Genomic DNA, 23,899 nt, shown 5'->3' on the forward strand with positions numbered 1-23,899 from the left:
GCACCTGTGCCGGGCGCGAGCCGCGCCGGTCCGGCCCAGGTTCGCCGTCGGTCCTTCAGTACCTCCCCGAGTTCCCGCCGGAGCCGCTGCGGCGGCGCAACAGCCAGACGCCGCCGATCCCGGCCGCGACGAGGGCGGCGCCGGTGGTCAGCTGCTTCGGGTCACTGGCGATCGAACCGCCGAGGCCGGTGCCCATACCACCGTGGGGGTACCGGCCGGAGGAACCGTCGTGGCCGTTCCCACTCTGCCCTCGGCCGCTGTCCCGACCCGAGCCGTTGTCGCGGCCCGAGCCGTTGTCGCGGCCGGAATTGTTGTCATGGCCGGAGCCGTTGTCGCGGCCCGAACCGCCGTCGTGGCCGTTCCCGCTCTGCCCTCGGCCGCTATCCCGACCCGAGCCGTTGTCATGGCCGGAGCCGCTGTCCCGCCCCGAGCCGTTGTCGTGGCCGGAGCCGTTCCCACCGCCGTCATGGCCGGAGCCGTTGTCGCGACCGGCACCGGTGTCTCGGCCAGCACCATTGTTGTCACGACCCGAGCCGTTGTCCCGGCCTTGCCCGCCCGCTTTGTTCCCGGAGTCCCCGCCACCGGGGTCAGCTGCGGGTGCGGCGTTCATCACGGCCCCCGCGGCAGTGGCCAGTGCCACCTCGACGGCCCCGGCGAAGCTCCTCCCGTCCGGGCACTTGCCGTCAACGCCCCACTTGTTGTCGGCACTGCCGGACTTGCCGCCTGCCAGCCTGGCCAGTTCCTCCTTGGCCGCCAGCAGCACCGTGCCGCGGTACTTCCCGTCCGAGTCCGCGCTGAGCGCGGCCTTGCCTGTGGAGAATGCCTGCGAGTTGGCGGTCACACTCCGCTCCGCGTTGTTCCCGCAGGCCACGCTGACCGTGACCGACTGTCCGGGAGTCGCCGCGGCCGGGCTGACCAGGATCGGTTCAGCGGCCTTGACCGCCGTCTCGGGCGTCGCTGAACCGATTGCCGCCGGGACCGCGACCGCGACCAGAGCCGAGCCACCTAGCAGAGCTGCGGCCGTACGCGTGATGCGCATGCCCGTACCTCCAGGTTCTCGGGCGCAGCCGGGGACTTGGTCGTCCACGTGATCGAACGACTACGCCCTGTCGCCCATGACGCTAGGCAGCGCCGACACCGGCGGCCACCGCACGGGCCCGTTCGGGTAGACCACCCACCCGGCGCGGCCCGCCGGGCCATACGGGCTACAGAGCCAGGTCGACCACCACGGGCGCGTGGTCCGAGGTGCCCTTGCCCTTGCGGGCCTCGCGGTCGACGTAGCTGTCGCTGACGGCCTCGACGAAGGGCTTGTTGCCGTAGGTGAGGTCGATCCGCATGCCGCGGTTCTTGGGGAAGCAGAGGGCGCGGTAATCCCAGTAGGTGTACGGGCGGTCGTACTTCAGCGGGCGGGGCACGACGTCCCGCAGGCCGGCCGTCTGAAGGGCGGCGAGGGCGGCCCGCTCACGCTCGGTGACATGGGTAAGGCCCTCGAAGGCCGCGCGGTCGTAGACGTCCTCATCGGTCGGGGCGACGTTGAAGTCACCGAGCACGGCGAACGGACGGGCCCCGGCGGCGTCCTCCAGGACGGACCGGCGCAGCGCCTCCAGCCACTCCAGCTTGTAGCGGTAGTGGGCGTGGTCGACCTCGCGGCCGTTGGGCACGTACACCGACCAGACCCGGACCGGTCCGCAGGTGGCCGCGATGGCGCGCGGCTCGGTCTCGGGCAGCAGTGCGTCGTCGGCCAGGTAGCCGGGCTGCTCGGGCAGGCCACGGACGACGTCGGTGAGGCCGAGCTTGGAGAGGATCGCCACGCCGTTCCACCGGCCGGTGCCGTGGGCGGCCGCCTCGTACCCGAGCTCCTTGACCGCCTCGAAGGGGAAGGAGTCGGTGGCGCACTTGAGCTCCTGGAGGCAGAGCACGTCCGGCTTGGCGCCGTCGAGCCACTCCAGCAGCTTGGGGAGCCGGGCGGTCACGGAGTTGATGTTCCAGGTGGCGATTCGGACGGTCACGGGCGGCCTTCCCGGGCGTGCGGAGCTGGTGCGGACAAGGGACGGAAACCCCTCGGCAGGGCTCCCACCCCGAACATACCGCCCGCCGCCGACAACCCATCGAGGCTCCGGCGGCCACTCGTCCGGAGGAACCGGCTCCGGAGGCAGCGCCACGGGCGGCGGCTCGGGCCCGGTCGTCCACCCGGGCGCGTTCTGCTCCCCCGAGGGCGCCACCGGTATCACCTCGAAGGGCACGCCCATGGTCTGCGGCCGCACCTCCGACGGCCGCGACCGCTGGCACGCCGCCTGACGGATCTTCTGCCCGGCCGGGACCTGCCCGGCCCCTTGCCCACCACACCCGACGCGGTCGAGGCGCCCGGCTCAGGCCAGGTGGGCCCGTTCGGAGCGCCGGCGCTTGATGGTGCGGAAGCGCCGGGCGACCTGGCGGGCCAGGTCGGCTGCGCCGACCAGGCCGGCCTCGTTGCCGAGGGCTGCGTGCACGATCTGCGCCTCGGGGCGGAAGCCGCGGCCGGTGAGGGTGCGTTTGAAAGCCTCCTGGGCCGGGCCGAGCAGCAGGTCGCCCGCGTCCGAGACGCCGCCGCCGATGACGAACCGTCCGGGGTCGAGGGCGGCGGCCAGGTTGGCGATGCCGACGCCGAGCCAGTGGCCGATGTCGTAGAGGAGTTCGACGGCGACCGGGTCGCCCGCCCGGGCGGCCTCGGTGACCAGCGGGCCGGTGATGCCCTCCCGACCACCGCCCGCGCGGGCGAGCAGCGGCTCGACCACCGGCGACTCCTCCTCGACCAGCGAGCGTGCCTCCCGGACCAGTGCGTTGCCGGAGGAGTACTGCTCCCAGCAGCCCCGGTTGCCGCAGGGGCAGCGGTGTCCGCCCGGGACCACCTGCATATGGCCGAACTCGCCCGCCAGGCCGTACTTGCCGCGGTCCACGAAGCCGTCCCGGACCACCGCGCCGCCGATGCCCGTGCCGAGGGTGATCATGACCATGTGGTCCTCGCCCCGGCCGGCCCCGAAGCGCCACTCGGCCCAGGCGGCGGCGTTGGCGTCGTTCTCCACCACCACCGGGAAGCGGAACCGCTCGCTCAGGGCCTCCTGCAGCGGTTCGTTGCGCCAGTTCAGGTGCGGTGCGAAGAGCACCCGCGAGCGGTCCGCGTCCACCCAGCCAGCCGCGCCGATGCCGACCGCGTGGACGTCGTGCCGGTCGGCCAGCTCCAGCACCAGTTCGACGATGACGTCCTCGACCACCTTGGCGCTCTTGCTCTTGTCCGGGGTCTCGGTCCGCAGCCGGTCGATCACCTTGCCCTCGCCGTCGACCACTCCGGCGACCACCTTGGTGCCGCCGATGTCCACGCCGATGGTGGGCAGCCGCAGCACGCTCGGGGGCAGTGCGCGCCGGCGCCGGTCGGCATTGCGCGGGCCGAGGCCGAACAGGGTGGGCAGCACTGGCGGCCTGGCGGTGCCGCTCGGGATGACGGTCACGTCGGCGGATGCTCCTTCGGGTCGGTGCGGCCGAGCTCGTGGGAGAGTTCGGCCAGGTCGGAGCCGCCCGCCATCTCGGTGGTGAGCCGTTCCAGGTTGATCTCCGAGCGCGGATGGCTACCCGCCATCCTCCCTCGTTTGAGCAGGGTGAAGTGGTCGCCCACCAGATAGGCGTGGTGCGGGTTGTGAGTGATCAGCACCACGCCGAGCCCGGCGTCCCGGGCGGCGGCGACGTACTTGAGCACCACGCCGGACTGCTTGACGCCGAGTGCGGCCGTCGGCTCGTCCAGGATCAGCGCCTTGGCGCCGAAGTGGACGGCCCGGGCGATCGCCACGCACTGACGCTGACCGCCAGAGAGCGTGCCGATCGGCTGGTCCACGTCATGCAGGTCGATGCCCATCTTCTCCAGGGCCTCCTGGGTGATGCGACGCATCCGGGGTACGTCGAGACGGAAGCGGCCGAGTTCGGCGCCGAGGAAGAAGTTCCGCCAGACCGGCATCAGCGGAACCACGGCCAGGTCCTGGTAGACCGTGGCGATGCCGCGGTCCAGCGCCTGCCGGGGCGAGCTGAGCCGGACCTGTTCACCGGCGATGGCGTAGCTGCCCTCGTCGTGCTGGTGCAGTCCGGCGATGATCTTGATCAGGGTGGACTTGCCCGCGCCGTTGTCGCCCAGCACGCAGCTGATCCGCCCCTGCTCGACCGTCAGCGAGACGCCCTCCAGCGCCCGGACGGCCCCGTAGGCCTTGCCGACCTCGTTGAGTTCCAGCAGTGTCACTTGCCCGGCCCCCGCTCCGCCCGTCGCTTGACCCAGTGGTTCAACAGCGCGGCCAGCAGCAGCATCGCGCCGAGGAAGAACTTGAACCAGTCCGGATTCCACTCGGCATAGACGATGCCCTTGCTGGTCATGCCGAAGATCAGTGCGCCGAGCGCGGAGCCGACCACCGAACCGTAGCCGCCGGTGATCAGGCAGCCGCCGATCACCGCCGCCACGATGTAGATCAGCTCGTTGCCGACGCCCTCCCCCGACTGCACGGTGTCGAAGGAGAACAGCAGGTGCTGCCCGAGCACCCAGGCGCAGAAGCCGACGCCGAGGTACAGGAAGGTCTTGGTCCGGGCCACCGGGACCCCGACCGCGCGGGCGGCCGCGGCATCGCCGCCGACCGCGAAGATCCAGTTGCCGAAGCGGGTGCGCAGCAGGATCCAGCTGCCGAGCAGCATCAGGCCGAGCCACCACCACACCGTGGCCTTCAGGGTCAGCCCGCCGATGGTGACCTCGGAGGCGAACAGCCAGTGGCAGGAGGCGAAGCCCTGCATGTCGGCGATCGACTTGGTGGAGACCGTGCCGGAGATCACCTTGGTGACGCCCAGGTTGGCGCCGGTGAGCATCAGGAAGGTGCCCAGCGTCACGATGAAGCTGGGCAGGCCGGTCCGGGCCAGCAGCCAGCCGTTCAGCGCGCCGATCCCCAGCGCGACCGCCAGCGAGACCAGCGCCCCGACCCAGGTGATCGCGGTGAACTGGTACGAGATCATCGAGGAGGTCAGCGCGGCGGTGGTGACCGCGACCCCGGCCGAGAGGTCGAACTCGCCGCCGATCATCAGCAGCGCCACCGGCACCGCCATGATCCCGATGGTGGAGGCGGTGTAGAGCACGGTGCCGATCGAGGAGGGCCGCAGGAAGCTCTCAGCCGCCAGGGAGAAGAAGACGAAGACCGCGACGGCGGCGAGCAGCGCGCCGAGTTCCGGGCGGGAGTGGTGGTGCCGGCGGCGCAGCGGCCGCTCCTGGGCGAGTAGGTCGGTGCCGCTCATCGGGTACCCCGCGCGACGTACTGGGCGAGCGCGGGGGCGTCGTCCTTGGTGAGCACCTGGGGTCCGGTGAGCACCGGCTTGCCGCCGCCGAGGGCGTCCAGGTTGTAGCGGTAGAGCCAGAGCAGGTCCACGCCCTCGTAGCCCTGCAGGTAGGGCTGCTGGTCCACGGCGAAGCCGACGGCGCCCGACTTCAGTCCGTCCACCACCTGGGTGTTGAGGTCGAAGGTGTCCACCTCGACACTGCGCCCCGCGTCCTTGGCGGCCTGCAGTCCGGTGGCGGCGAGCGGGGCGCTGAGGGTGAGGACGGTGTCCAGGCCGGGGTCGGCCTGGAGCTTGGCGGCGATCGCCGACCGGGCGTCGGGCAGGTTGACCCCGTTCACGTAGAGGGTCTCCAGCTGCCCGTTGAACGCGCCCTTGGCGCCGGAGCAGCGCTGCTCCTGGCCGATGTTGCCCTGCTCGTGGATCACGCACAGGACGTCCTTGCGGCCCCGGGTGCCCAGGGCCGTACCGGCCGCCTGTCCGGCGGTGGTCTCGTCCTGCCCGATGTGGGTGAGCGCGCCGAAGCGGGCGGAGAACTCCTGGCCGGAGTTGATGCTGATCACCGGGATGCCGGCGGCCTTGGCCCGGGCCAGCGGGGCGGCCATCGCCTCGCCCTTGGCCAGCGTGACCAGGATCCCGTCGACCTTCTGGTCGATGGCGGCGTCGACCAGCTGGACCTGGCCCTGGGTCTGCGCGTCGTTGGAGTAGAGGAAGGTGATGTTGTCCTTGGCCGCGGCCTGTTCGGCGCCCTTGCGGACGGTGTCCCAGAAGGCGTCGCCCGCCCCGGCGTGGGTGATCATGGCGATCTTCCAGCGGGGGGTGTCGACCGCGCCGCCCGCCGTGCTCGCCGCCCGGCTGCGGGCCTGCTCGGCGCGGAGGCCGCCGGTACTGCTGCAGCCTGCCGTCAGCAGGGCAAGGGCGAGGAGCATCGTTACGGTTCTTGGCATACCTCCCATTGTCGGTGCGTTCTCCCCCAGGTCAGCACGGGCCCCGCGCCGCACCGCCGCGCGGGTGACGGCACGGCAGGTCCGCAAACTCCGCAGCAGAGCCAGGGCCGTTGGACGCGCCTCCGGGGGCAGGTGGCAAACTTGTCCCCGCACTTAGCCGGTTCCCAGCAACATGTGACGTTCCTCTCAGCTTTCCGTCAGCTTCAAGAGCAACTGATCTCCCGTTCGAGACCGTCTGATCCCATCGGTGCGCGTGCCGGGCGAGTGGCGCCCGGGCGGCCTGCGACCCGGATACGAGAAGTTAGATGCAACTGACAGGTAAACCATTTCTGATCCTCACGATCGTCCTCGTGCCGATCTCGATCGCGGTTGCCATGCTGCTCTGGGGGCGGGTTCGCGGTCCCAAGCCGCTGCAGTTCCTGACCCGGCTGATCATGATCCTGTTCACGCAGATCACAGCCGTCCTGATGGTCTTCGTACTCGTCAACAACGCCAACCTGATCTACGGCAACTGGGACGACCTGCTGGGTACCGGCAACCACATCCGGGCCGTGCCCGAGGTGCCGAAGGAGGACCCGAACGCGGCTCCCGGCCAGGGCGCCTCGGACCGGCCCAAGGTCATCCAGCAGTTCAAGTCGGTCGACGACCCCAAGGTCCCCAAGGACGTCAAGACCACCGACCTGAAGGGCCAGCTCTCCGGCGTGGACGGCGAGGTCGTGGTCTGGACGCCGCCGCAGTACGACGACCCGGCGTACAAGGACAAGAAGTTCCCGGTCGTCGAGCTGCTGCCGGGCTGGCCGGGCTCCTCCTCCACCTGGTTCGGGTCGCTGTACGTCACCAAGAAGCTCAAGCCGCTGATGGAGAACGGCCAGGTCGCCCCGTTCGTCCTGGTCTCGCCGCGCACCGAGCTGCTGGGCAACACCACCGACACCGGCTGCGCCGACGTCCCCGGCAAGGTCAACGCGGAGACCTGGCTCACCCGTGACGTGCCGCAGATGATCATGGACAACTTCCGGGTGGACGACTCCGCCGACCGCTGGGCCGTGGCCGGCTACTCCGCCGGTGGCCACTGCGCCGAGAAGCTCGCCGTCTCGCACCCCAACCGCTACCGGGCCGGCATCAGCCTCTCCGGCTACAACGACCCGTCCGCGGAGTCGGCCTCGCTCACCGCGAAGGACCCGCACCTGCGGGAGATCTCCAACCCGCTGAACATCCTGAAGACCGCCGCCACCCCGCCGAAGGTCGCGCTCTTCATGGCCGGTGCCAAGGGCGACGGCTACGAGGGCGCCCTCGCCGTGAAGGCCGCCGCCAAGGCGCCGACCACGGTCACCGTCCAGGAGCTCAACGGCGCGCACACCACGGACGTCTGGAGCAACGCGCTCCCCGAGGCGTTCAAGTGGCTGACGGGGATCATCCCGGTCCAGCACTGACCCGGACACAGCCCGAGGGGCCCGCCGAAACGATTCGGCGGGCCCCTCGCGTATTCCCAGGCGGCACTCGGGAGCGGTTCACCCGCCGCCCAGGGCTCTCCCAGCCCCCGGTCAGGCGGCGAGTGCGGCCCGGCGCTTGCCGAGCTGTCGGCGCGGCCACGGGAACAGCCTGAGTGAACGTTTCGCCGCCAGGTCCTCCATCCAGCCGAAGCAGAGGACGAACAGGGCGATCAGCGGGATTGCGATCATCAGCGGGAACCAGTGGCTGCGAAGCAGCCACTGGCCGTGCTGGAACATGAAGTCGACGTCCCAGAGCCGGTCGATGATCGGGATGGCCAGCACCAGCGCGGTGTTGTGCCACAGGTAGACGCTGACCGCCCGTGCGTTCAGCAGGCTGATCAGACCGTTCCACCGTTCCAGCGGCCGCGGCCAGCGCTCCCAGGACGGGCTGAGGTGGAGCAGCAGCAGGACGTACCCGAAGGACCAGACGGCCTGGGCGATCGGGACGCTGTCCAGGTCGCTGGGGACGGTCGGGTCGTCCACCGGCCGGCTGAGCAGCCACCACAGGCCCGCCACCATGATCAGCGGCGCCACCGACGGGGCCAGGTACTGCGGCAGCTTGCGCAGCAGGCCCTCCTGGTGGGCCATGCCGAGGATCCAGCAGGAGCCGAAGGTGGTGAAGTCGGTGACGGTCTCCCAGATCCTCCCCTCCTGGTCGAACAGGCCGGAGTTGATCAGGATCGACAGCGCGAGCGGGGTGAACACCGTGATCCACGGCTGCCTGCGCAGCGCCTTCAGCATCAGCGGCGAGAGCAGCACGTACCAGAGGTAGGCCCGCAGGTACCACAGCGGCACCGCGATCTGCTCGGCCCAGGTCGGCTCGACGATGCCGTGGAAGCCGTGCAGGTTGTCGCCGAACGGCGGGGTGCTCACCGGCAGCACCCAGAACGCCAGCTCGCCCCACCAGACGGCCGGGTGCCCGTCGGAGTTCGGGCCCCAGCCGTCCAGCACCATCGCGGTGATCAGGATCGCGCCGAACAGCCACATCGGCGGCAGCAGCCGGCGCAGTCGGCCGCGGATGACGCTGAGCGCCGGACGGCTGAGCGAACGGGCCATCAGCGATCCGGCCAGCGCGAACATCACGCCCATCGACGGGAAGACCAGTGGCAGCCAGGCCCAGCCGAAGTTGTGGTACAGCACCACTCGGCCCAGGGCCAGGGCCCGCAGCAGGTCGAGGTAGCGGTCGCGCCCGCCCTTGCGGGGCGCGGGCACGTCCTCGGCGGCCTGCTCGGCCGGCAGGCTCTCGGGGGCCGGCCGGGGGATCCGCAGCTGGAGGGTCTCGGTGTGCAGGTCCGGGACGAAGGCGTAGGACTCGGACATGCTCAGACCTCCACGATCGGCGCGGCGACCTCGCCGGTGCGCCGTAGTTTCTGCCAGCGGAGCCGGCCGCCGGTCACCGCCGTGATCGAGGACTGGAGCAGCACCAGGTACATCAGCTGCCGGTAGACCACCTGCTGGACCGGCAGGGTGACCAGGTGCCAGGGCTTCTCGCCGTCCAGCCGGAAGGCGTACCAGGCGAGGCCGCCCTGGACCAGCAGCACGGCCGCCCAGGCGCCGAGGGTGGCCGGGGCGTCCACGAAGAGCACCCCGTAGAGGAGGAACAGGTCGATCAGCGGGGCGAGCAGCGGAGCCAGCACGCCGAAGAGCACCACCAGCGGCAGGCCGACCCGGCCGAAGCGGCCCGCCGGGCCCCGGTCGAGGACGGCTCGGCGGTGCTTCCACATCGCCTGCATGGTGCCGTAGCTCCACCGGTACCGCTGCGACCACAGTTGCTGCATGCTGGCCGGAGCCTCGGTCCAGGCCCTGGCCCGCTCGGCGTAGACCACCCGCCAGCCCTCGCAGAGCATGGCCATGGTGATGTCGGTGTCCTCGGCCAGGGTGTCGTCGCTCATGCCGCCGACCTGGACCAGGGCGCTGCGGCGGAACGCGCCGATCGCCCCGGGGATGGTCGGCATGATGTTGAGCGAGTCGTACATCCGGCGGTCGAGGTTGAAGCCCATCACGTACTCGATGTGCTGCCAGGCGCCGATCAGGGTGTTCCGGTTGCCGACCTTGGCGTTGCCGGCGACCGCGCCGACGCCCGGATCGGCGAACGGCTGGATCAACTCCCGTACGGTGGACGGCTCGAAGACGGTGTCGCCGTCCATCATCACCACGATGTCGTGGGAGGCGTTGGCGATGCCGTTGTTGAGGGCGGTGGACTTGCCGCCGTTGGGCTGCCGGATCAACCTGACGCCTGGCAGGGCGAGTTCCTCGACGATCTCCGAGGTGCCGTCGGTGGACCCGTCGTCGATGACGATGATCTCGATCGGATGGTCGCTGGCCGCCAGTGAGTTGAGGGTGTTGGCGATGCACTCGCGCTCGTTGTAGGCGGGTACCAGCACCGTCGCGGGCGCGGTCAACGGCGGCCCCCAGGAGAAGTCCGGGCGGCGCGAGCGGCGGGCGTGGCGGGTGGCCAGCACCAGCATCAGCGCGAACCGGGCGAAGACCAGTGCGCCGACCACCGCCAACAGCCCGACCAGCCAGGGCAGCACCTGGACGGAGAACTGGGTGCAGAGGATGAACGCCTTCCCCGCCCAGAGCTGGTAGCCGTGCACCGGGACCATGGTGGCGGAGGCGCCGAGCGCCTCGCCGATGCTGGCGAAGCGGTAGTTCTCGGTCTGGAGCTTGTCGATGATCTGGCCGAGCGCCGCCACCGTCTGCGAGCGGTCGCCGCCGGCGTCGTGCAGCAGGACCAGTTCGCCCTTGCCGGGCACCTTGGGCATCGCGGCCTTGACGATCGCGTCCACGCCGGGGCGCTTCCAGTCGTCGGTGTCCGAGTCGATGAAGGCGGTGAGGTAGCCGCGCCTGCCGACGTCCTTGGTCACCGGCCAGGTCCAGTCGTCCAGCGCGTCCGCGGTGGAGGAGTACGGCGGGCGGAAGAGCGAGGAGTGCACGCCCGCGACCCCGGCCAGTGCCAGCTGGGTCTGACCGAGCTCCCAGCCGAGCCTGGTCCTGGACTGCAGCGCCAGGTCGGGGTGGGTGAAGGTGTGCACCCCGATCTCGTGACCGCCGGCCACGATCCTCCGGATCAGGTCCGGGTTGTGCGCGGTCATCGAACCGGTGACGAAGAAGGTGGCGTGGATGTGGTGGGCCGCCAGCAGATCGAGGATCTTCGGCGTCCACTTCGGGTCCGGGCCGTCGTCGAAGCTCAGCACCACGGTGTGGTCGGGGACGGAGTAGCTGACCGGGTGGTCGTTCTTGTCCCCGCGGGCGTCGATGATCGGCCCGCCGGTCAGCAGGTTCGGCGGCACCGTGGTCTTGTCGACCGAGACGGCGATCCGCTCGTCGTGGAAGACCTCGTTGGTGGCCATGCCGCGCAGCACCAGCATGGCGAGCAGGCAGACCAGCAGTGACACCGGCAGGAAGAAGCGCAGAGGTGGGGCGGCTAGCCGGCGCGGCCGAAGGACGGACTGCCGTCGGCGCTGATGGCGGGACATGGGGTACCTGGATCCGGGACGTGGGTGAGGTAGGTGGTGGCTGGGCCGGACCATGGGCCGCGGCCTCGCCGGGCGGCTTCCGGCCGCCGGGCGGGGTGGGTCAGTGGTGGCTGGCCTGGGCCGTGGGCTGCGGCTTCGCCGGGTGGTTGCCGGCCTGTGGCGTGGGTGAGTGGGTGCTGTGCGCCGTCACCGCGGTCGGCGTGCCTCCCGCAGGGCCCGCCGGGTGCGAGGCGCTCGCCGAGGGCTTCGCGCTGCCGGCGGCCGCGCTGTGGGAAGCCGACGGGCCGGTGGCCGCGCCGTGGGAGGCCGACGGGCCGGCGGCCGGGGCCGAACCGGTGGCCGGCGGCGGGCTCCCCATCGGTGAACCGAGCGCGGTTGGCAGGCCGGTGCCGCTCGGTCCGGGGCTCGCGATGGTGCTGGACGGCTGGGGCGGCACCTGCAGGGCCGGGGCCTGGGACTGCATGCCGATCAGACTGCTGCTGAGCGCCGCCGCGACCATCGCGCTGGCCAGCCCGACCACCCAGCCGAAGCCGCGCAGCCTGCGGCCGCGGGCACCGGACTGGTCGACGAAGACCGGTGAGTGGTCCGTCGGCGGGGGGATCGGTCCGGAGTCTGGGTGCTCGGACCGAAGAAGAGTGGGTGCCACCGAGGGCGGGCCTTTCCGAAGGGGTGGAGCTGCGGCGTCTAACGCAAGGGGGGACGGTAATGCACGCTCATTAGATAAATCAGCGTCAATGTTCGATTTGGGTGGATCTGTGCATCCCTTGTGACCTGATTGCAATTCCTCCTGGAACATGACACTTCATGCACCCGTGCGATGACCTCATAGGATGCGCGGAAGCCGGCCGATGCAACCGGCCCGAACCATCCCGCTCAGGAACGGCCACCCTTGATCAGAACCGCTCCCGCCGCCCGTGGATCCCGGCTCCGGACCCACCGTGCGGCCGCCCTGGCCGTAGCCGTGCCGCTGCTCCTCACGGCCTGCAGTTCTCCCGGTGACACCGCCGCGGTTCCGGCGAGCGGCGCGGCTTCCGCCGCCCCGACGGCCTCGCCGTCGGCCCCGCCCTACGACGTCTCCGCCCTGCGCAAGCCGGGCGGCCGGCTGTTCGGCGTGGCGTCCGACGGGGCGGTCGGCGATCTCGCGCCGGTCAACGCGTTCGGCGCCAAGGCCGGGCACCAGCCGGACATCCGCGAGTACTACCAGGAGTGGGGCGACGACTTCGATCCCGCGGGCAACGCCAAGCTGTGGGGCAACGGCCAGGTGCCGATGCTCAGCTGGGTCCCCGAGCAGGCCCCGCTCGCCAGGATCACCTCCGGCGGCGAGGACGCCTACCTCACCAGGTTCGCCCAGCAGGTCCGCTCGTACCGGGGACCGCTGGTGATCAGCTTCGCGCCGGAGATGAACGGCGGCTGGACCGCCTGGGGACCGGGCCACGCGACGGCGGCGGACTTCGTCAGCGCCTGGCGGCACATCCACGACGTCTTCCGGGCCCAGGCCACCACCAACGTGATCTGGGTCTGGACCCCGCACGTCAGCGACTCCGGCACCCCGGCGGCGCTGCGCCCGTACTACCCCGGCGACGACTACCTCGACTGGGTCGGGCTGATCGGCTACTACGGCCCGCAGGACGGCAGCGACTACCGCACCCTGTTCACCCCGACCATCCGTTCCGTCAGGTCCTTCTCCGCCAAGCCCCTGCTGATCGCCGAGACCGGCGTCGCCGAGGGCCCGCGCAAGGTGGCCCAGATCGACGACCTGTTCGCGGGCGCGGCGGCCAGCGACGGCATGGTCGGCCTGGTCTGGTACGACCTGAGCAGGCAGTGGCCGGGCAGCAAGCAGCCCACCGACTGGCGGGTGGACAGCTCGCCGGCGGCGGCCGCCGAGGTCGTCAAGGCGGCCGCCGCGCAGAAGTTCGGTTTCCGGGTCGCTCCCTGACCCGGCGCGCGCCCGGCGGCACGGGGCCCGCCCGGGTACCCGCGCCGCTCAGGCCAGTTCGAGGGCCAGGTAGAAGTCGACCCGGTCCTCCAGGCGGGAGAGGTCGCGGCCGGTCAGCTCCTCGATCCGGCCGATCCGGTAGCGCAGGGTGTTGACGTGGACGTGGAGCCCGGCCGCGCAGCGGGTCCAGGAGCCGTCCGAGCGCAGGAAGGCCTCCAGGGTGCGGACCAGGTCGGCCTGGTGCTCGAGGTCGTAGGCGATCACCTTGTCCAGCAGGCGGCTTCGGAAGGCGCGCCTGACCTCGTCCGGGACGGCGGCCAGCAGCAGCACGTGCGAGGCGAGTTCCTCGGGACCGGCGACGCAGACCCGGCCGATCCTGGCTGCGGCGATCCGGCGGGCGTGCCTGGCCTCCTCCAGGGCGCCGCGCAGTCCACCGGCCTCCGATGCGGGAGCGGAGACACCGAGGGTGATCCGGCCCTCGGAGCCGAGTCCGGCCTCCAACGGGGCGAGCAGTTCGCGCAACGCCTCGGCGGGGACGCCGGATTCGAAGGCGGGCAGCACCACCACGGCGCCGGTGCCGGCGCCGGCCACCAGCGCGCGGTCGGTGGCATCGGTGAGGGCTTCCTCCAGGATTGAGCGCACCACCCCCTCGGGTAGACCTGTACCTTCGGCGCTGAGCACCAGCCAACTGCCGCCCGCGGTGAGCGACTTCTGCTCCGGTCCCTCGAACCGGGCGGCCATGGCCGCGGAGGCGTACAGCGTCCTGCTGATCTCGGTCGGGTCGGCGTCGCGCTGAAGCAGTGTCAGCACCTCGTCGGCCAGCCGGCGGCGCAGCCGGCGGCCCTCGTCGCGCCGGGTGCGCTCGGCGGCGACCAGCCGGGCCAGGTTCTCGGCCAGCTGCTGGCGTTTGGCGGTCCACTCGGTGATGTCGCCGGCCACCACGAGCACCCAGTCGGCCAGCGGCGATTCGCTCTCGGGGGTGGCGGAGGCGGGTAGCAGCGAGTACGAGCCGGAGTCCAGCCGGGCCCGGTGCGGGGGGCGGCGGCGCTGCCGCTCGGCGCTGAGGTGGGCGCGGACCAGCTGGTCCCGGTCCGCGGCCGGGAGCCGGTCGGCCGGTCCGGCGACCACCCGTCCGGTGGGGGCGAGCACCCAGCAGTCCAGGTCGAGGTCGCCGCCGAGCAGGTCCAGCACGGCGTCCAGGCCGCCGCCGCCCGCGGCGGAGACCAGCAGCCGGTGCCGGTCGACCAGGGCGGCGAGGTCGGCGGCCCGGTCGGCGGAGACCTGGCGGCCGATGAACTCGGTGAGGGTGGAGAAGGCGATGTCGTCGGGGACGGCGAGCAGCGGCAGCCGGTGCCGGCGGCAGGCCTCCACCAGGTCATCGGGCACCGGGCCGACCTCGGCCTCGCCGGCCGCGAGCGCGACCGCGCCGCCGGCCACGAGGGTCCGCACGAACCGTTCGGAGTCCTCGGGTCCGCCTCGCCAGAGCATCCCGGTGAGCACCAGCTCGCCGCCGTGCAGGTAGCGGCCCGGGTCCTGCAGGTCCGTGGTCATGACACCGCTGACCTGCCGGTCGAGCTCTTCCTCGGCGGCGAGCAGGCGCAGCCGAGGGGCACCGGGGGCGAGCAGGTCACGGACGCGCATCCGCAGACTCCTTCGTCTGAGTGAGGTGAGCGGGTCGCGGTGTGCCCGGGGCCGATCGGTCGGTGTCACGTACCGGTCGGCATCCGGGTCACGGACCCGTAGCTTCGGAATCACGGCCGGATTACGGTCGTAGATAGCGGTGGACGGTCCGCTCTACAGGGCGATTGTCCGCCTTAGAGGAACGTACAGGATGTCCGGCAGGAGCAGGGCAAGGGCTTCATGCCATCGGTGACTGCCAGTGGGCCCGGTCACAGCGGTTCACTGGCCACACGCCGCCGGACACACCCGGTGACCAGGCCGCGACCACCCGGCAACGAGGCGGCGGCACGGTCCGAACACCGGGTTCTGGGAACTGTGCCCACGGTCCGGTCGGCGACGACTTGAGGAGACACCCGCATGGAGTTCCTTCGGCCCGCCACCTGGGACGAGGCGCTCGCGGCGAAGGCCGAGCACCCGACCGCGCTGCCCATCTCGGGTGGTACGGACGTCATGGTCGAGCTGAACTTCGACGTGCACCGGCCGTCCGCGATTCTCGACCTGAACCGCATCACCGAGCTCACCGAATGGTCGATCGACGGCGACGTGGTGCGGCTCGGCGCCTCGGTCCCGTACACCCGGATCATCAACGAGCTGTCCGGTCCGCTGCCGGGCCTCGCCCTGGCTGCGCACACGGTCGGCTCCCCGCAGATCCGCAACCGCGGCGGGGTCGGCGGCAACCTCGGCGCGGCCTCGCCCGCCGGCGACTCGCACCCCGCACTGCTGGCGGCCGGACGCGACGTGTTCGTCGAGGCGGCCTCGGTGCGCGGCACCCGGATGATCCCGATCGACGACTTCTACGTCGGGGTGAAGCGCAACTGCCTGGAGGCCGACGAGCTGATCCGCGCGGTGCACATCCCGGTCGCCGACGGCCCGCAGCAGTTCTCGAAGATCGGCACCCGCAACGCGATGGTGATCGCCGTCTGCGCCTTCGGGTTCGCTCTGCACCCCAGGACCCGCACCGTCGGAACCGGCATCGGCTCGGCCGCCCCCACCCCGCGCCGCGCCGTCGAAGCCGAGGAGTACCTGCAGGGCGTGCTGGCCCGGCGGGGCCTGTGGGAGTCGGGCGAGTTGCTCGGCGCCGAGGTGATCCAGGAGTTCGGCGAGCTGGTCAAGGCCGCCGCCTCCCCGATCGACGACGTCCGGGGCACCGCCGACTACCGGCGGCACGCGCTGGCCGTGATGGCCCGCCGCACCCTCACCTGGACCTGGAACGACTACGGCAAGCAGATCAGGAGCGCGGCATGAGGGTCACTTTCACCGCCAACGGCAAGCCGGTGGAGGCGGACGACGTCTGGGAGGGCGAGAGCCTGCTGTACGTGCTGCGCGAGCGAGTCGGCCTGCCGGGCTCGAAGAACGCCTGCGAGCAGGGCGAGTGCGGTTCCTGCACGGTCTACCTGGACGGCGTCCCGGTCTGCTCGTGCCTGGTCGCAGCCGGCCAGGTGCAGGACCGCGAGGTCCGCACCGTCGAGGGCCTGACCGGTGAGAACGGCGAACTGGGCCTGGTCCAGCAGGCCTTCGTCGACGCCGGCGCCGTGCAGTGCGGCTTCTGCACCCCGGGGCTGCTGGTGCAGACCGACGCGCTGCTGGAGCAGGACCCGCAGCCGAGCGACGCCGACATCCGCGAGGCGCTGTCGGGCAACCTGTGCCGCTGCACCGGTTACGAGAAGATCATGGATGCGGTGCGGCTCGCCTCCGCCCGCAAGTGCGCGAAGGGTTCCGGGGCATGAGCGAGCGGATCATTCGGCACAGCGCCCGGCGAAGCCACCGCACGAGCGAAGCAGGGGCGGGTGGACCGAGCACCCGCACGATCCAGGGTCAGAAGAACCTCCAGGACATCCGCCAGGCGAGCAAGGACGGCATCGGCGGCTCGCCGCTGCGCCCTGACGGCACGCTCAAGGTCAAGGGCGAGTTCGCGTACTCCTCCGACCTGTGGCACGAGGACATGCTCTGGGGCATGGCGCTGCGCTCGCCGCACCCCCGGGCCGACATCCTGAGCGTGGACGTCTCCGAGGCCCTCAAGGTCCCCGGCGTCTACGCGGTGCTGACCCACCAGGACATCCCGGGTTCCAAGTACTACGGCTTGGAGATCCAGGACCAGCCGGCCCTGGCCATCGACAAGGTCCGCTACCACGGCGAGGCGATCGCGCTGGTCGCGGCCGACCATCCGGAGACGGCCCGCCGCGCGGTGAGGAAGATCAAGGTCGAGTACCGGGTACACACCCCGATCGTCACCGAGGAGCAGTGCCTCCACCCGGAGAAGTACGGGTACGTCCACGAGCCGCACGAGTACAAGTCGCACGCCTCCGGCAACATCGTGCACTCGCAGAAGCTGGTCTCGGGACTCGGCGTGAGTGACGAGGTCCGTGCCATGGCGGACGTCATCGTCAGCGGTGACTACGAGGTCGGCATGCAGGACCAGGCCTTCCTCGGCCCGGAGTCCGGCCTCGCCGTCCCCGCCGAGGACGGCGGCATCGACCTCTACATCGCCACCCAGTGGCTGCACGTGGACCGCCAGCAGATGGCGCCCGTGCTGGCCCTGCCGCAGGAGAAGGTCCGCCTCACCCTGGCCGGTGTCGGCGGCGCCTTCGGCGGCCGCGAGGACCTGTCGATGCAGATCCACGCCTGCCTGCTGGCCCAGCACACCGGCAAACCGGTCAAGATCGTCTACTCCCGGGACGAGTCCTTCTTCGGCCATGTGCACCGCCACCCGGCGAAGATGCACTACGAGCACGGTGCCACCCGGGACGGCAAGCTGGTCTTCGCGGACGCCCGGATCGTGCTGGACGGCGGCGCGTACGCCTCCGCCTCCCCCGCCGTCGTCGGCAACGCCGCCTCGCTGGGCCACGGCCCGTACGTCATCCCGAACGTGCGGATGGAGGCCGTCGCCCTCTACAGCAACAACCCGAGCTGCGGCGCGATGCGCGGCTTCGGCGCGGTGCAGGCGGCTTTCGGCTACGAGTCCCAGATGGACAAGCTCGCCGCCGAACTGGGCATGGACCCGGTCGAGTTCCGGCAGCTGAACGCGGTGTCCGAGGGCGACTCCATGCCCACCGGCCAGCAGATCGACTCCCCCGCCCCGGTCGCCGAACTGCTGCGCCGGGTCAAGGACATGCCGCTGCCCCCGCCGCTGGACCTGGACGACCTGGACATCCGGCAACTGCCGGGCGCGCTGTCCAACACCTCGCACGGTGAGGGCATCGTCCGCGGCGTCGGCTACTCGGTCGGCATCAAGAACGTCGGCTTCTCCGAGGGCTTCGACGACTACTCCACCGCCCGGGTGCGGCTGGAGGTGATCGGCGGCGAGCCGGTCGCCATGGTGCACACCGCGATGGCCGAGGTCGGCCAGGGCGGCGTCACCGTGCACGCCCAGATCGTCCGCACCGAGCTCGGCGTGGAGCACGTCACCATCCACCCGGCCAACACCGAGGTCGGCTCGGCCGGCTCCACCTCCGCCTCGCGCCAGACGTACATGACCGGCGGCGCGGTGAAGCTGGCCGCCGAGGCGGTCAGGCAGGCGCTGTTCGAGAAGGGCCGGCGTCGCTACGGCTGGACCCACAAGGACCTGACGCTGCTCGGCGGCAAGGTGGTCTCGCAGGCCCGGGGCGCGCTGATCTCCATCGTCGACCTCCTCGGCGACGACGCGATCGACCTCACCCGGGAGCACCATCACCGTCCCACCCAGCCGTTCGACAAGGAGACCGGACAGGGCTTCGGCCACGTCCAGTACTCCTTCTGCGCCAACCGCGCGGTGGTCGACGTGGACGTGGAGCTCGGCCTGGTCAAGGTGGTGGAGCTGACCGCCGTCCAGGACGTCGGCAAGGCGCTCAACCCGCTCTCGGTCATCGGCCAGATCCAGGGCGGCTGCACCCAGGCGCTCGGCCTGGCCGTCATGGAGGAGATCATCCTCAAGGACGGGAAGGTGCGGAACGCCTCCTTCACCGACTACTTGATCCCCACCATCCTGGACACCCCGCCGATCCCGGTGGAGATCCTGGAGCTCCCGGACCCGAACGCGCCGTACGGGCTGCGCGGTGTCGGCGAGGCCCCCACCGTCTCCGCCACCCCGTCCATCGTCGCCGCGATCCGCAATGCGACCGGCCTGGCGCTCAACCGGATCCCGGTCCGGCCGGAGCACCTGACCGGGACGCTCTGACCGACCGCCCCGGGGCGACGGCAGGCCCTTCCCCGAGCAGGGCGAGGGGACATCGGGCCCGGCTCAGCAGCCCCGGGGGCACCACCCTGCGCCAGGAACCCGCGGCGCCCGCCACACCCACCCTCCGCTGCCTCTCCCACGCCGGGGTTCCGCAGCGGTGCGCACCACCTCGCACCGCAGGCGCCGTCGAGTGCGCCTCGTGAGTCGAACAGTCCCCCTGCGCCGCACCGCCAGCCGGCGGCCAGGTCGGCTCGCCCACCCCAACCCCCTATGACACTTGGGAGTGGACATGACCCGGATCCCCACGGAAACCGGTACCACCGAGGACGACAGACCCGCCGCCGGCGCCTCCCCCACGTCGTCCGCGGCGAGGGCGCCGAAGAACGCGCTGGACGCCTACTTCAGGGTCTCCGCCCGCGGTTCCACCTTCGGCAACGAGCTCCGCGGCGGTCTGACCACCTTCATGGCGATGGCTTACATCGTCCTGCTCAACCCGATCCTGCTGGGCGTCAACTAGCAACAGTCGCCGTGGTGCGGGAGACGGGTTCCCGCGCCACGGCGATCCGTGATCCGCTTATCCGCTCCCATCCTCTGCTCTTATCCCCGACCGCCGTGAGGAGCCCGGACATGCAGGACATCGCCGAGCAGCTGCGGAGCTGGCACGCATCCGGGCGCTCCTTCGCCGTGGCCACCGTGGTCGGGGTCTCCGGCAGCGCCCCGCGCGACCCCGGCGCCGCGCTCGCGGTGGACACCGCCGGCGAGGCGATCGGCTCGGTGTCCGGCGGCTGCGTCGAGGGCGCGGTGTACGAGCTCTGCCAGGAGGCCCTCGCCTCCGGCCGGCCGGTCCTCGAACGCTTCGGATACAGCGACGAGGACGCCTTCGCGGTCGGCCTGACCTGCGGCGGCGTCCTGGATGTCTTCGTCCAGCCGATCGTGCCGGGCGCCGATCCCGGGCTGGACGTCGGTATCGAATGCATCGCGTCCGGTACGCCGGTCGCACTCGCCCGGGTGATCGACGGTCCCGCCGGACTGCACGGTGCCACCGTCGCCGTCACCGCCGACGCCCACCACGGCTCGCTCTCCACCGCGCCCTCCACCACCACCGCGCTGGAGCGCGCCGTGGTCGCCGAGGCCCGCGCCATGCTGGACGCCGGGCGGTCCGGGAAGCTCGTCCTCGGGCTGGACGGGCGCCCCTGCGACGAGGAGCGGCACGGCGTCGCCGTCCTCTTCGTCGAGTCCTACGTGCCCGCGCCCCGGATGATCGTGTTCGGGGCGATCGACTTCGCGGCAGCGGTGGTACGGATCGGCAAGTTCCTCGGGTACCACGTGACCGTCTGCGACGCCCGGCCGGTCTTCGCCACCGAGCGGCGCTTCCCGGAGGCCGACGAGGTGGTGGTCGACTGGCCGCACCGCTATCTGGACACCCAACTGGAGAGGATCGACGGACGTACCGTGCTGTGCGTGCTCACCCATGACGCCAAGTTCGACATCCCCCTGCTGGAGCGCGCGCTGCGGCTGCCGGTCGGGTACGTGGGTGCGATGGGCTCGCGGCGCACGCACCGGGACCGCAACGCCAGGCTGCGCGAGGTCGGGCTCACCGAGGCCGAGATCGCCCGGCTGCGCTCACCGATCGGGCTGGACCTCGGTGCCCGCACGCCCGAGGAGACGGCCGTCTCGGTCGCCGCCGAGATCGTCGCCCACCGCCGGGGCGGCAGCTGCCTGCCCCTCTCCGCCGGCACCGGGCCCATCCACCACCACCTGCCCCACCCTGACGGCAGCCCCGAGTCCGTACCCCGGCCGCACGCGGCCTGACGGGAGCCCACCGAGTGTTGCGCGTCGAAACTCCCCGGGGGCGTCTGACAGTTGCCTCAAACCCGCCCTCGGTCGGCGGACGCGAGGCGGACGCGGAAGCCGAGGATCACCACCCCGGTGATCCGGTCCATGACCTTGCGGACACTCGGCCGGCTCAGCCAGCCGCGGAGGCCCTGGGCGAACCCGACCAGGACCACCGACCAGAGCATCCCCTCGACCACGTGCACGCAGGTGAGCAGCACACCTGTCGCGAGGTGCGGTGCCCCGGCCGTGATGAACTGCGGCAGCACCGCCACGTAGAACACCCCCCGACCGAGGCCGAGACGTGTTCCGGCGAGGTGCTGAACCCCAGCCCCAACTGGTTCCGGCGGAGGCAGGCCGGATCTCCTCGCAGTGTCGCCGGATGCGGAAGGTGTACCTAGCACCACCATCAAGTCGGATAGGAGCGCTACTGCCTCGGGCGCGCGCGAACGACATGCTGATGTTGTGCCCGAGGGGCGGGCACGGGAGGGAGTCAGGTGTCATGGCGAGCACTCAGCTGACCGGCGTTCATTCGCTCCGTCTGGTCAGCGTGGACGCCGGTTCGGGCTCCGGTGTCCCGCGGATCCTTCCGAAGGCCGCGGCCGCTTCGACGTTCCCCCTGCTGCTTCGCCGGGCGGCCACGGTCCTCACCGTGCTCGGGCTGGCGATGATTCCCTGGCTGGTCTTCCTGCACGCCGGGCTGCCGGCCACCGCTCAGGCCTCGCACTGGGCCTGGACGTGGACGGGTCTGGACAGCTTTGAGGCGCTCGGCCTGCTCTCCACCGGACTGCTCCTCAGGCGCGGCGACCGCCGGGCCTGCCTGACCTCCGCCGCGACCTCGGCCCTGCTGCTGGTCGACGCCTGGTTCGACACCATGACGGCTGCCCCGGGTTCGGACTTCAAGCTGGCGGTGCTGATGGCGGTCTTCGCCGAGTTGCCGCTGGCGGTGGCCTGCGCGGTTCTCGCGACCCGGACCTTCCCTCGGCCGGGCCGCTGAGCGGAAGAGCTCGTGACGTGATCGGCGCTTGCGGTCCGGTCCGTTTCAGGAAGTTCCCGGCCTGCCGCAACGGCGGTCCACGGGCGGTTCGTTCGGCCCGCTCGGGTCGACTGCCGACAAAGTCGGCGCTGGCGCAAGCAGATTGCACACAAACACAACTGATTGACCATCAGAGATGCTTCGATGGCCCAATCGGACATTTGGGGAGGAATTATGAGGCATTCGCGGGCATTGATCGGCGCGGGCGCTGCCGCCGCCGTCGCCACCTGGTGGTTCACCGACTCCGCGCCGTACCCGTACTCTCAGCACTGGCTGCTCGACCTGCCGCTGCCGTTCCTGACTCTGAAGCGTCTGGACCACGTGCTGCAGGCCCGGGAGGGCGAGAGGATCCTGGAGATAGGCCCCGGAACCGGCCTGCAGTCGCTGCACGTCGCACCGCAGCTGGGCCCGAACGGCCAGCTGGACATCGTGGACATCCAGCAGGAGATGCTCGACCATGTGGGCCGCCGGGCCAAGGAGCAGGGTGTCGACAACATCGTGCCGAACTGCGCCGACGCACATGAACTTCCTTTTGCGGATGGCTCGTTCGATGCGGCTTACCTGGTGACGGCGCTGGGCGAGATCCCGGATCCGGCGCGTTCGCTGGCCGAGCTGCGCCGGGCGCTGAAGCCGTTCGGGCGGCTGGTGGTCGGCGAGTTCTTCGACCGGCATCAGATCCGGCCGTCCTCGCTGATCAGCCTGGCGGAGGGAGCCGGGCTGCGGGTCGCCCGGCTGTACGGTCCGCCGTTCGCGTACTACGCGGTGCTGCGTCCGATCGCCGCCTGACGCCGCTCGGGCGGTTCCCGCCCGGCCGAACCGTAGACTGGACGGCCGTAGCCGTAGCCGTAGCCGTAGCCGTAGGCAGTGTCCTCAAAGGGTCAGGCCCACATGAGGAGTGAGGCGAGGGTGGCTGCGGCTTGGTACGAGACGGCGGTTTTGTCGTATCTGGTGGCGAGGCCTCGCCACTGCTTCAGGCGGTTGAAGCAGCGTTCGACGACGTTGCGATGCTTGTAGAGCTGGCGGTCGAAGGCCACGGGTCGACCGCCGAGGCTTCCGCGCCGCAGGCGGTTGGCGATCTGGTCGGCCCGCTCGGGGATGGTGTGGCTGATGCCGCGCTTTCGCAGCCAGACGCGGATCGCCTTGGAGCTGTAGCCCTTGTCGCCGAGGACGTGGTTGGGACGGGTGCGGGGCCGTCCCAGCCCGGTTCTGGGTACTCGTATCGCGTCCATGACGGTGGTGAACTGGGTGCAGTCGTTGGTGTTCCCGCCGGTCAGAACCAGGGCCAGCGGTCGACCAAGTCCGTCGACGGCCAGGTGGAGTTTGCTGGTCAGCCCGCCTCGGGAACGACCGAGCGCCTGGTTTTGGGTCCCCCTTTTCGTGCCCCGGCGGCACTCTGGCGGGCTCGCACGACGGTGGAGTCGACCGATACGAGCCAGTCGATGTCGCCGGCCGCGTCCGCCTGCGCTTGCGCGGCCCGCAACATCCGGTCGAAGGTTCCGTCCTCGGCCCAGCGCCGGAATCGGGTGTGCAGGGTGGCCCAGGAGCCGTACCGCGGCGGCACATCCCGCCAGGCCACCCCGGTCCGGAACTTCCACACGATCCCGTTCAGCACCGTCCGGTCGTCCAGGCGCGGACGACCCGTGCCGGGCCTGGGAAGCAGCGGCTGCACCAGGTCCCACTCGGCATCGGAGAGCTCATGACGACGTATCACCGCACCATGATCCACTATCCAAGATCACTTTGACGACACTACCTAGGAGCCCCAGATGCCCGAGTCCCATGCCCCGGAGCCGTCCGAGAGCGGTACGGCGGGCGGCGCGGCGGCGCTCGGGGACGAGGTCCGCCACCTGGCCCTGGTCGGCGGCAGGCGCGCCCCGCGGGGCGGCGGCCGGTCGGCGGCGGAGCGCACCCCGCCTGGCCGGGTCACGGTGGTGTCCGCGAGCATCGGCGCCGGCCACGACGGCGCGGCCCGCGAACTGGTGCGCCGCCTACGGCAGTTCGGACTCACCGTGGA

General features: G+C 71.2%; 20 protein-coding genes and 2 pseudogenes. 10 read left to right on the forward strand and 12 right to left on the reverse strand.

The features are described 5' to 3' along the window. Positions 1 to 55: 55 nt before the first annotated feature. The 6 genes from ABD369_RS10070 to ABD369_RS10095 all read right to left on the reverse strand — a co-directional run bounded on the left by ABD369_RS10070 (position 56) and on the right by ABD369_RS10095 (position 6,287). A complete protein-coding gene (locus tag ABD369_RS10070) occupies positions 56 to 1,039 on the reverse strand; it encodes a hypothetical protein (protein ID WP_344635938.1) in 984 nt (327 codons plus the stop codon). A 166-nt stretch (positions 1,040 to 1,205) separates the two neighbouring features. After that, on the reverse strand, positions 1,206 to 2,009 hold the full coding sequence (locus ABD369_RS10075; protein WP_344635939.1) for an exodeoxyribonuclease III: 804 nt from the start codon (positions 2,007 to 2,009) through the stop codon (positions 1,206 to 1,208). A gap of 360 nt (positions 2,010 to 2,369) precedes the next feature. After that, a complete protein-coding gene (locus tag ABD369_RS10080) occupies positions 2,370 to 3,476 on the reverse strand; it encodes an ROK family glucokinase (RefSeq protein ID WP_425557574.1) in 1,107 nt (368 codons plus the stop codon). Positions 3,477 to 3,481: 5 nt separating this feature from the next. Beyond that, the gene (locus tag ABD369_RS10085) at positions 3,482 to 4,297 is read right to left on the reverse strand and encodes an ATP-binding cassette domain-containing protein (RefSeq protein WP_425557575.1); all 816 of its coding nucleotides are present in this window, start codon (positions 4,295 to 4,297) and stop codon (positions 3,482 to 3,484) included. Continuing rightward, positions 4,258 to 5,292, reverse strand: coding sequence for an ABC transporter permease (locus ABD369_RS10090; protein ID WP_344635942.1), 1,035 nt, complete (start codon positions 5,290 to 5,292; stop codon positions 4,258 to 4,260). The genes ABD369_RS10085 and ABD369_RS10090 overlap by 40 nt, the downstream gene beginning before the upstream one ends. After that, positions 5,289 to 6,287, reverse strand: coding sequence for a substrate-binding domain-containing protein (locus ABD369_RS10095; RefSeq protein ID WP_425557568.1), 999 nt, complete (start codon positions 6,285 to 6,287; stop codon positions 5,289 to 5,291). Before ABD369_RS10095 ends, ABD369_RS10090 begins: the two co-directional genes overlap by 4 nt. Before the next feature lie 341 nt (positions 6,288 to 6,628). Between ABD369_RS10095 and ABD369_RS10100 the strand changes: the two genes are divergently transcribed. Next, positions 6,629 to 7,708 (forward strand): alpha/beta hydrolase, encoded by a 1,080-nt coding sequence (locus tag ABD369_RS10100; protein ID WP_344635944.1) that lies wholly within the window; start codon positions 6,629 to 6,631, stop codon positions 7,706 to 7,708. A 111-nt stretch (positions 7,709 to 7,819) separates the two neighbouring features. Here the strand turns inward: ABD369_RS10100 and ABD369_RS10105 are convergent, their stop codons facing one another. Genes ABD369_RS10105 through ABD369_RS10115 form a run of 3 tightly spaced genes read right to left on the reverse strand, consistent with a single transcriptional unit; the run spans position 7,820 to position 11,893 of the window. Beyond that, complete coding sequence (locus tag ABD369_RS10105) at positions 7,820 to 9,088, reverse strand: acyltransferase family protein (RefSeq protein ID WP_344635945.1); 1,269 nt, start codon at positions 9,086 to 9,088, stop codon at positions 7,820 to 7,822. A gap of 2 nt (positions 9,089 to 9,090) precedes the next feature. Beyond that, positions 9,091 to 11,301 (reverse strand): bifunctional polysaccharide deacetylase/glycosyltransferase family 2 protein, encoded by a 2,211-nt coding sequence (locus ABD369_RS10110; protein WP_425557569.1) that lies wholly within the window; start codon positions 11,299 to 11,301, stop codon positions 9,091 to 9,093. Between the two features lie 46 nt (positions 11,302 to 11,347). After that, positions 11,348 to 11,893 (reverse strand): hypothetical protein, encoded by a 546-nt coding sequence (locus ABD369_RS10115; protein WP_344635947.1) that lies wholly within the window; start codon positions 11,891 to 11,893, stop codon positions 11,348 to 11,350. Positions 11,894 to 12,136: 243 nt separating this feature from the next. On the opposite strand from ABD369_RS10115, the gene ABD369_RS10120 reads away from it, so the two are divergent. Continuing rightward, the gene (locus ABD369_RS10120) at positions 12,137 to 13,183 is read left to right on the forward strand and encodes a glycoside hydrolase family 26 protein (protein WP_344635948.1); all 1,047 of its coding nucleotides are present in this window, start codon (positions 12,137 to 12,139) and stop codon (positions 13,181 to 13,183) included. A 48-nt stretch (positions 13,184 to 13,231) separates the two neighbouring features. Here the strand turns inward: ABD369_RS10120 and ABD369_RS10125 are convergent, their stop codons facing one another. Beyond that, a complete protein-coding gene (locus tag ABD369_RS10125) occupies positions 13,232 to 14,824 on the reverse strand; it encodes a PucR family transcriptional regulator (protein WP_344635949.1) in 1,593 nt (530 codons plus the stop codon). 396 nt (positions 14,825 to 15,220) lie between these two features. On the opposite strand from ABD369_RS10125, the gene ABD369_RS10130 reads away from it, so the two are divergent. The 5 genes from ABD369_RS10130 to ABD369_RS10150 all read left to right on the forward strand — a co-directional run bounded on the left by ABD369_RS10130 (position 15,221) and on the right by ABD369_RS10150 (position 20,828). After that, on the forward strand, positions 15,221 to 16,108 hold the full coding sequence (locus ABD369_RS10130) for an FAD binding domain-containing protein (RefSeq protein WP_344635950.1): 888 nt from the start codon (positions 15,221 to 15,223) through the stop codon (positions 16,106 to 16,108). Continuing rightward, the gene (locus tag ABD369_RS10135; protein ID WP_344635951.1) at positions 16,105 to 16,590 is read left to right on the forward strand and encodes a (2Fe-2S)-binding protein; all 486 of its coding nucleotides are present in this window, start codon (positions 16,105 to 16,107) and stop codon (positions 16,588 to 16,590) included. Before ABD369_RS10130 ends, ABD369_RS10135 begins: the two co-directional genes overlap by 4 nt. After that, positions 16,587 to 19,016 (forward strand): xanthine dehydrogenase subunit D, encoded by a 2,430-nt coding sequence (gene pucD / locus ABD369_RS10140; RefSeq protein WP_344635952.1) that lies wholly within the window; start codon positions 16,587 to 16,589, stop codon positions 19,014 to 19,016. Before ABD369_RS10135 ends, pucD begins: the two co-directional genes overlap by 4 nt. A gap of 289 nt (positions 19,017 to 19,305) precedes the next feature. Continuing rightward, positions 19,306 to 19,533: a hypothetical protein gene (locus tag ABD369_RS10145; RefSeq protein ID WP_425557570.1), complete on the forward strand. Its 228-nt coding sequence runs from the start codon at positions 19,306 to 19,308 to the stop codon at positions 19,531 to 19,533. A 110-nt stretch (positions 19,534 to 19,643) separates the two neighbouring features. Next, positions 19,644 to 20,828 (forward strand): XdhC family protein, encoded by a 1,185-nt coding sequence (locus ABD369_RS10150; RefSeq protein WP_344635953.1) that lies wholly within the window; start codon positions 19,644 to 19,646, stop codon positions 20,826 to 20,828. A 56-nt stretch (positions 20,829 to 20,884) separates the two neighbouring features. On the opposite strand, the gene ABD369_RS10155 is transcribed toward ABD369_RS10150, so the two are convergent. Then, positions 20,885 to 21,133: a LysE family translocator gene (locus tag ABD369_RS10155; RefSeq protein WP_344635954.1), complete on the reverse strand. Its 249-nt coding sequence runs from the start codon at positions 21,131 to 21,133 to the stop codon at positions 20,885 to 20,887. Positions 21,134 to 21,351: 218 nt separating this feature from the next. On the opposite strand from ABD369_RS10155, the gene ABD369_RS10160 reads away from it, so the two are divergent. After that, positions 21,352 to 21,846, forward strand: coding sequence for a hypothetical protein (locus ABD369_RS10160; protein WP_344635955.1), 495 nt, complete (start codon positions 21,352 to 21,354; stop codon positions 21,844 to 21,846). A 213-nt stretch (positions 21,847 to 22,059) separates the two neighbouring features. Then, positions 22,060 to 22,671 carry a class I SAM-dependent methyltransferase gene (locus ABD369_RS10165; RefSeq protein WP_344635956.1) on the forward strand — a complete coding sequence of 204 codons (612 nt, stop codon included), beginning with the start codon at positions 22,060 to 22,062 and terminating at the stop codon, positions 22,669 to 22,671. Between the two features lie 92 nt (positions 22,672 to 22,763). Here the strand turns inward: ABD369_RS10165 and ABD369_RS10170 are convergent. Continuing rightward, positions 22,764 to 23,593: pseudogene (locus ABD369_RS10170) on the reverse strand (IS5 family transposase). Positions 23,594 to 23,651: 58 nt separating this feature from the next. On the opposite strand from ABD369_RS10170, the pseudogene ABD369_RS10175 reads away from it, so the two are divergent. Beyond that, positions 23,652 to 23,899: pseudogene (locus tag ABD369_RS10175) on the forward strand (hypothetical protein); the annotation flags it as partial.

The sequence above is a fragment of the Kitasatospora cystarginea genome, assembly GCF_039533515.1.
In the GTDB taxonomy this organism is placed as follows: domain Bacteria; phylum Actinomycetota; class Actinomycetes; order Streptomycetales; family Streptomycetaceae; genus Kitasatospora; species Kitasatospora cystarginea.